The sequence below is a fragment of the Calothrix rhizosoleniae SC01 genome (assembly GCF_900185595.1).
Classification (GTDB): Bacteria; Cyanobacteriota; Cyanobacteriia; order Cyanobacteriales; family Nostocaceae; genus Calothrix_A; species Calothrix_A rhizosoleniae.
In genome coordinates this window covers 1-6804 of the sequence record NZ_FYBH01000404.1, presented here as the reverse complement: position 1 = coordinate 6804, position 6804 = coordinate 1, and the positions used below count along the sequence as shown (strand labels likewise).

At 37.7% G+C, this 6804-nt stretch carries 7 protein-coding genes and 1 tRNA gene; 3 read left to right on the top strand and 5 right to left on the bottom strand.

The genetic code is table 11. The features are described from left to right. The 5 genes from CALSC_RS24515 to CALSC_RS24495 all read right to left on the bottom strand — a co-directional run. On the bottom strand, nucleotides 1–350 hold a 350-nt coding region (locus tag CALSC_RS24515), incomplete at its 3' end, for a hypothetical protein (RefSeq protein ID WP_143288368.1). Nucleotides 351–449: 99 nt separating this feature from the next. Further along, entirely contained in the window at nucleotides 450–896 is a 447-nt protein-coding gene (locus CALSC_RS24510) for a hypothetical protein (RefSeq protein WP_143288367.1), read from the bottom strand. A gap of 73 nt (nucleotides 897–969) precedes the next feature. Then, nucleotides 970–1581 (bottom strand): hypothetical protein, encoded by a 612-nt coding sequence (locus CALSC_RS24505; protein WP_088243832.1) that lies wholly within the window; start codon nucleotides 1579–1581, stop codon nucleotides 970–972. Nucleotides 1582–1594: 13 nt separating this feature from the next. Continuing rightward, nucleotides 1595–2587 (bottom strand): caspase family protein, encoded by a 993-nt coding sequence (locus CALSC_RS24500; RefSeq protein ID WP_088243831.1) that lies wholly within the window; start codon nucleotides 2585–2587, stop codon nucleotides 1595–1597. A gap of 463 nt (nucleotides 2588–3050) precedes the next feature. Next, nucleotides 3051–3245 carry a hypothetical protein gene (locus CALSC_RS24495; protein ID WP_143288366.1) on the bottom strand — a complete coding sequence of 65 codons (195 nt, stop codon included), beginning with the start codon at nucleotides 3243–3245 and terminating at the stop codon, nucleotides 3051–3053. Between the two features lie 800 nt (nucleotides 3246–4045). Between CALSC_RS24495 and CALSC_RS24490 the strand changes: the two genes are divergently transcribed. The 3 genes from CALSC_RS24490 to gltX all read left to right on the top strand — a co-directional run bounded on the left by CALSC_RS24490 (nucleotide 4046) and on the right by gltX (nucleotide 6665). Further along, nucleotides 4046–4927 carry a succinate--CoA ligase subunit alpha gene (locus CALSC_RS24490; RefSeq protein WP_088243829.1) on the top strand — a complete coding sequence of 294 codons (882 nt, stop codon included), beginning with the start codon at nucleotides 4046–4048 and terminating at the stop codon, nucleotides 4925–4927. 104 nt (nucleotides 4928–5031) lie between these two features. After that, nucleotides 5032–5105, top strand: a tRNA-Asp gene (locus CALSC_RS24485). A gap of 114 nt (nucleotides 5106–5219) precedes the next feature. Next, the gene (gene gltX, locus CALSC_RS24480) at nucleotides 5220–6665 is read left to right on the top strand and encodes a glutamate--tRNA ligase (RefSeq protein WP_088243828.1); all 1446 of its coding nucleotides are present in this window, start codon (nucleotides 5220–5222) and stop codon (nucleotides 6663–6665) included. Nucleotides 6666–6804: the final 139 nt, after the last annotated feature.

The window sequence follows — 6804 nt, the reverse complement described above, 5'->3', positions numbered from 1 at the left end:
ACTATCTTCAGATCTTCAGATTGATTAAATAATGTATCAGCTAAAAAAATAGCTTCTCTTTTAATCTTTAAGGTAGGAGCATCTAGTCCTATTCGTACACCAAGGCTTTCAGGGAACCAAGATAAAATATCTCTAATACTATCTTCATCTAACCAATTTAAGTATTCATAAAAATCTTGTATAAAAATTTTATTTTCAATTAAGGCATTAATAATTATAGTATTAAGTTTAGGTCTAATATATTTATCAATTTTATCTAACCAATCTCCTGCTCTACTAAGTATAGTGGCGGCAAATACGGTAATTATTCTTTCCTCAGTAGAGGCCTCTTGTGTCAAAAAAGGTTCCAAAATTTCATATATTACTATATCCAGGTATTCAGATTGATTAAATAATGTATTAGCTAAAAAAATAGCTTCTCTTTTAATCTTGAAGGTGGGAGCATCTAGTCATATTCGCACACCAAGGCTTTCGGGGAACCAAGATGATAAAATTTCTCTAATCCTATCTTCATCTAACGTATTTAAGTATTCATAAAGTGCTTCTCGATAAGTTTGATTTGGCTTTATATCCGTATCAAGAAAGCTAAGTTCCAAGTTAAGGTTAAGTTCGTCGTAATTTAATTCTAGCTTCTCTAAAAACTTTTGCATTTTATACAATAAGTTTTTTTCTCTGATACTATCTTCTTTTTCCCAGTCAAAATTATCGTTAAATACTTCTTCAAACAGTTGATTTGACCCTATATCCGTATCAATAGCGCTAATATCCATCAAGTTAATATTATAGGAACTTAACTTTAGTTGATTTGACCCTATATACGCATCAATCAAGTTAAGATCATAGGAACTTAACGTTAGTTGTTCTAAAAACTGTTGTATTTGATGAAATGAGGACATATAAGTAGCCTCTAAGATCATTACACAGGCTGGTGTATAAATTTTCCAACAAGTCTATTAGTTGTGTTTTAGATTACGACCCCTTTACTCCAACACCTTGAGTGTTTGAATTATTTTGTGAATTTGGTTGAGAATGCACTGCAAATCTTTGAGAACCGGTATTTTTCCCGAAAATTCGCTGATGTTCTTGTTCCTGTCGCAGACTTTCTTTTTCTTGTTGTTCTTGTTTCTGTCGCAAACGTTCTTTTTCTTGTTGTTCTTGTTCCTGCCGCAGACGTTCTTTCTCTTCTTGCTGTCGCTGATACTCTTGTATTATTTTCTCAAGTTTTTCTATTCTTTCTGTAATTTCTTTCTTGCTTTCCGTAATTTCTTTATTTTGGTCATTTACTACTTCCCTTATTATTTCGCGAATAGTATCGGCACTTTCACCTTTATAAATGCGATCGCCAATATGGATATCACGTCCTTCACCAATATTGATATAATTATTACCTATTTTTAAATAATTACTATCACCATTAACAGTAATTCTTAATATCTTTGAGGTTACGGTTTGAACGTCATTTTCTGTATAATTTCCTTCAAGAATATGATTGAAAATTTCACTTATTTCTTCTATCTCTTTATTCAGTGCTTTAGCCTTTAGTTCTTCAATCTTAGCTTTCTTTTGATCAGCTACAGTCATATTTTAACTCCATTCATAAATTTATTTTTATGTCTCTAGCTTGTTTTATCTCAATCTTACGACCACCTATGTTTGTTCTATTTCCATCTCCATTAATTGTTAGGTTAGTATCGCCATTACCCTCAGTTAATTGCTGACTTGTTTCATCATTTTGTGTTGTTTCAGTATTTCCTTCTTCCTTGAGTACTCCCTTATTTCCACGTAGTAAGGCTACCGTAAAGTCTTCAGTGGCAGTCTCGAAGAAAGGAATTTGCTCTGCTTGACAAAGTGTATGGGCATTTTCTGGTACACTCTTGCTTAGGTGATTCATCAAATTAGAAAGTCTTACAACCTGATCATCTGGTTGGTTACCTGCACCTTTCAATGCTTCAACTAGATGGTAAGTGTAGATACTCATTAAATCATCAGGGCGAATCCAGGAGCTTTGCTTTCCACGACATGATGAAAAGACAGCTCGTCCTTGACCTTGTTTGAGGTCTTCTAGGAAACTTTTAGGTATGGTGGTGGGAATAAAATTTGAGGGTAGTTTGATTGCTGTTTGGGTTTTCTTTGCAGTAGCTATTCCCTCAGCATGACAACAGTCTATTATTACCAACAATCGCTGTGAATTTATTTGCCTCAGTCCATTGGTGAAATCAGAAGCAGATAGGGCAGAGTTTGGAATGTCAAATGGTTTGACATCATGCGGAATTAAGTAGTAAAGTTGTGTAGCCTGATCCAACCAGCCATGGCCGGAATAGTAGACTATAACTGTGGCCTGTGGGTCAGCATATGCTTGATTATTAAGCCAAGTAAGCCCATCTAAAATATCTCTACGTGTAGCACTAGAATTATTTAGTAGGCGGATATGTTGCTGATTATTTGGGTAAGCACAGAAGTTAGGGTCAATTAGGATATCGCGAATTGCTTGAATGTCCTTAACTGTCACAGGAAGTGACCATTTTGGGTAAGCTGATTCGCCGACACCAATGAGCAACGCGTAACCGTGGGTAAACGTATTGAACATACCATACCTCTGTTAGCAAATAGATTAGTTACACAATAACTAATCTATTTGCTATTTTTAGAGACCTGTGTGTTAGTCTTATTTTTCTTAACTTAGTCTTATCTTTCTTCACAAAGTTGTAAGCGATCGCAATATCTCTCAACAGTTTGTTTGAGTTAACGTGAGTTCGACGGATTTTAGGGGCTAAAAGCCTTGTAAATCAAGAATTATTGAAACAAAGGCTAATAACAACTCTCAATCAATAATTGAGAATAAGGTCAATAATTGACAGATTTAGAGATTATTGATTTTGTTCTCAAGAAACTCAAGCATTTTTGGGAACTACTAATTTCCAGACCATATGTTGGTTAAGGGTTTCAGACTTTAAAGCTCATCGAACTCACGTTGAGTTAATGTTGAGCATATAGGTTGCGAGGTGTTAGCAGATTCCCTTAATGATTCTTGAAATCTGCTGTGCCAGTTCCTAATTCCTTCTAAGAGCAACAATCGGATCAAGCAAAGCCGCACTCCGGGCTGGAAATACCCCAAAAATCAAGTCAATGGCACTAGAAACACATACAGTTAACACAATTGACATGGGACTGAGTATGGCTTCTAGAGGACTAAAAACAGCTTCATCCCGGTTCCGTCCCATAGTTGCACCTTTGGCTTTCATCACACCAATAATCCGAAAGCTGAGATTGCGAATGTGAATTTTCTCTCCAATGGGGTTCTACCCACCAAATGGGATGCTAGCAGTGTCACTACCCTATATCGCCGCCCGGTTGTTAGCTTGCAAATCGAGAATACTAAAAAACTGCCCGTTTGCTATAGTATAATTACGTACAAACTGGCATTTTGGTGTAGTCTCATTTACGCTTAAACTTGGCTTTGCCTTAGCCATCTAGTACTTTTGGTCTATATAGAGGTACTACATTAGCCAATTTCAGCTATTAATTATGTGGATAAAACAGGACAACAGCTAGAGTCTTGAAAATACAAATTCTGTGATTATCCAGTTTTCACAATGTTTCTGCACCTTGATTGATACAAACAAATTTGTCTTTCTCCCAGTCCTTAGAGAACTATCATCAGTGGGATTTTCTATTTTATCCCTACGTATAATTTATCATAACTTGTTTAGCACTACCCTTGATTGAAACTTATTGATATATACTTTCAATAGTTAGAAGAAGTTATGGTGTCCTTAGTAGTTTGCATTTTTGTGACGAAAATTATTAAGTATAATCCCTTAATCAGACATAATATTTGGGTAAAATTATATAATTGGAGCAAAAAATAATCAACAAGAGAAAATCAAAACTTACTAGCAAAAGTTAATTTAATCGGGTATTTTATTCCTGAAAGTTAAAACAACTTTTTTTGATTTCGATGTCAATTGAATCAAGAATACATGATCATATTTATCTTTCTTCAGTAGTGAAAAACGCTGACTATTCTGACTTATTGTATTTGTTTATGAACTTAACGCCAGATAGCAAAGTTTTAATCCAGGGGTTTAGTGAATTCATTGATGCTACCCACATTGCACAAATGCAGGCTCATGGTACAAATTTAGTGGCTGGAGTTAATCCCGGTTCCGGTGGAGAAAAACTATATGACCTACCGATTTTTGATCTGATAGAAGAAGTCGTAGACAAATTTGGTCAAATTGATACCACAATTATTTGTGTAAATCCGTACCAAGTGTTAGATGCAGCACTAGAAGCGATCGCTGCCAATATTCGGCAAATCATTATTACTTCAGCTGGAGTGCCACCTTTAGATATGGTAAGGCTAATACGCACTGCTGAAGTAACAGACACCTTAGTCATTGGACCTAATAGTCCAGGAATTATCGTTCCCAACAAGATTCTTTTGGGAACTCAACCAAGTGATTTTTATACAGGTGGCTCAGTAGGGATAATTAGCCGCAGTAGTACTCTTACCTATGAAATTGCTTGGGAGCTAACCCAAGCAGGGCTAGGACAATCCATTAGTGTCAGCATCGGTAGTGATGTGATCGTGGGATCATCTTTTATTCAATGGCTACAAATACTTGACGAAGATGAAAGTACTCAAGTTATCGTTTTAGTCGGGCAACCAGGTGGCGATCGCGAAGAAGCCGCAGCCCGTTATATTAATGAAGCAATTGACAAACCAGTAGTTGCTTATATTGCTGGTAGACACGTACCACCAGCAAAGCATTGGCGACAAACAGGAACTTTAGCCGCAGTCATTGGTCTAGATCCAAATTTTGGCTCCGTACAAAGTAAACTGACTGCTTTGTATGAATGTGATATTCCAGTAGCAGAACGTCCTTCCCAAATTTCTCAATTGGTGAAGAAATTTATTCTTTGAATGGTTTTTACTGTATCTCCTAGGGAATATCCGCTTTTAGTATTTGCAAAAAATTACTTGACACTTCTCTATAAAACCGACATAATTATAAGAGTGCAAATTAAGGGACCGTAGTTCAATTGGTTAGAGCACCGCCCTGTCACGGCGGAAGTTGCGGGTTCGAGCCCCGTCGGTCCCGTTATAAAGCTAAAGGCTATATAACCTAACAGATTAGAGAAACTCGAATTTTGGATTCACAATTGCATCCGAAATTCAAGTTAAACTATTGAAGCTTTTTGAGAGAGAATTTGCTGTGACTGTCAGAGTCCGTATTGCACCCAGCCCCACTGGAAATTTACATATTGGTACAGCTAGGACGGCTGTATTTAACTGGTTATTTGCCCGCCATCATGGAGGTCAATTTATCTTACGCATTGAAGATACAGACCAAGAGCGATCGCGTCCTGAATATACGGAAAATATTTTGGCAGGATTGCGCTGGTTGGGGTTGAATTGGGATGAAGGTCCATTTTTTCAGACTGAACGTTTGCATTTTTATCAGGATGCAATACAAAAGCTGTTAGACCAAGGTTTAGCATATCGCTGTTATACCACCGCAGCAGAATTGGATGCTTTGCGGGAATCCCAAAAGGCTAGAAGTGAAGCTCCCCGTTATGATAACCGCCATCGTCATTTAACCCCGGAGCAGGAAGCTGCTTTCCAAGCTGAAGGGCGTACTTTTGTCATTCGCTTCAAAATTGACGATAGTCGAGAAATTATCTGGAATGATTTAGTTCGGGGTAATATGGTTTGGCGTGGTAGTGATTTGGGCGGTGATATGGTAATTGCCCGAGCCACAGACACAGGTGTTGGTCAGCCCTTGTACAATTTTGCTGTTGTACTTGATGACATGGATATGCAAATTACCCATGTTATCCGGGGAGAAGACCACATTGCTAATACTGCCAAGCAGATTTTGCTGTATGAAGCTTTGGGTGCCAATGTACCAGAATTTGCCCATACCCCTTTAATTTTGAATATGGAAGGGCGCAAACTTTCTAAGCGGGATGGGGTAACTTCAATCTTCGACTTTCAAAAAATGGGCTTTACTGCTGCGGCTTTAGTGAATTATATGACCTTGTTGGGTTGGTCTCCCCCAGATTCTACCCAAGAAATATTTACCTTAGAAGAGGCTGCGAAGGGATTCACCTTTGAGCGTGTGAATAAGGCTGGCGCTAAGTTCGACTGGGCAAAACTAGATTGGTTGAATAGTCAGTATATTCACAATATGCCAGTAGATAAAGTTACAGATTTACTCATGCCATTATGGTCAGAAGCCGGGTATAAATTTGTTGATGGTAGAGAGCGTCCTTGGTTAGAACAACTGGTAACTTTAATTGCTCCGAGTTTGACTCGCTTGACAGATGCTGTAGCTATGAGTCAACTATTTTTCACTGACCTGGTGGAATTTAATGATGAAGCTAAAACTCAACTACAACAAGATGGGGTGGCGGCGGCTCTGCAAGGAGTGTTGACAGGTTTAGACAATCAAGCACAACTTGAGGTATCTGATGCTCAAGGGATAATTAAACAGGTGGTGAAAGCACAAGGGGTAAAGAAAGGCTTAATCATGCGATCGCTTAGAGCCGCTTTCACAGGTGAGATGCATGGTCCCGATCTCATGCAATCCTGGCTACTACTACATGAGATTGGTTTAGATCAGCCTCGATTGCAAAATGCGATCGCTGTAGGTAAGTAATAAGTAAAAAATAATAAGTAATAAGTAATTCTATTAAAATATATCTCTGGCAACTTGCCAGGGATTATTTTTTATGTATACGGGGAGCATAACTGAAAAAAATTCGTCTTTGAGAATAGACGCATATTGTTTGGCACTA

Coding starts and splice junctions, on each gene's coding strand:
- CALSC_RS24500 (WP_088243831.1), bottom strand. CDS start 2,587: ATGTTCAATACGTTTACCCACGGTTACGCGTTGCTCATTGGTGTCGGC.
- CALSC_RS24510 (WP_143288367.1), bottom strand. CDS start 896: ATGTCCTCATTTCATCAAATACAACAGTTTTTAGAACAACTAACGTTA.
- CALSC_RS24490 (WP_088243829.1), top strand. CDS start 4,046: ATGAACTTAACGCCAGATAGCAAAGTTTTAATCCAGGGGTTTAGTGAA.
- CALSC_RS24505 (WP_088243832.1), bottom strand. CDS start 1,581: ATGACTGTAGCTGATCAAAAGAAAGCTAAGATTGAAGAACTAAAGGCT.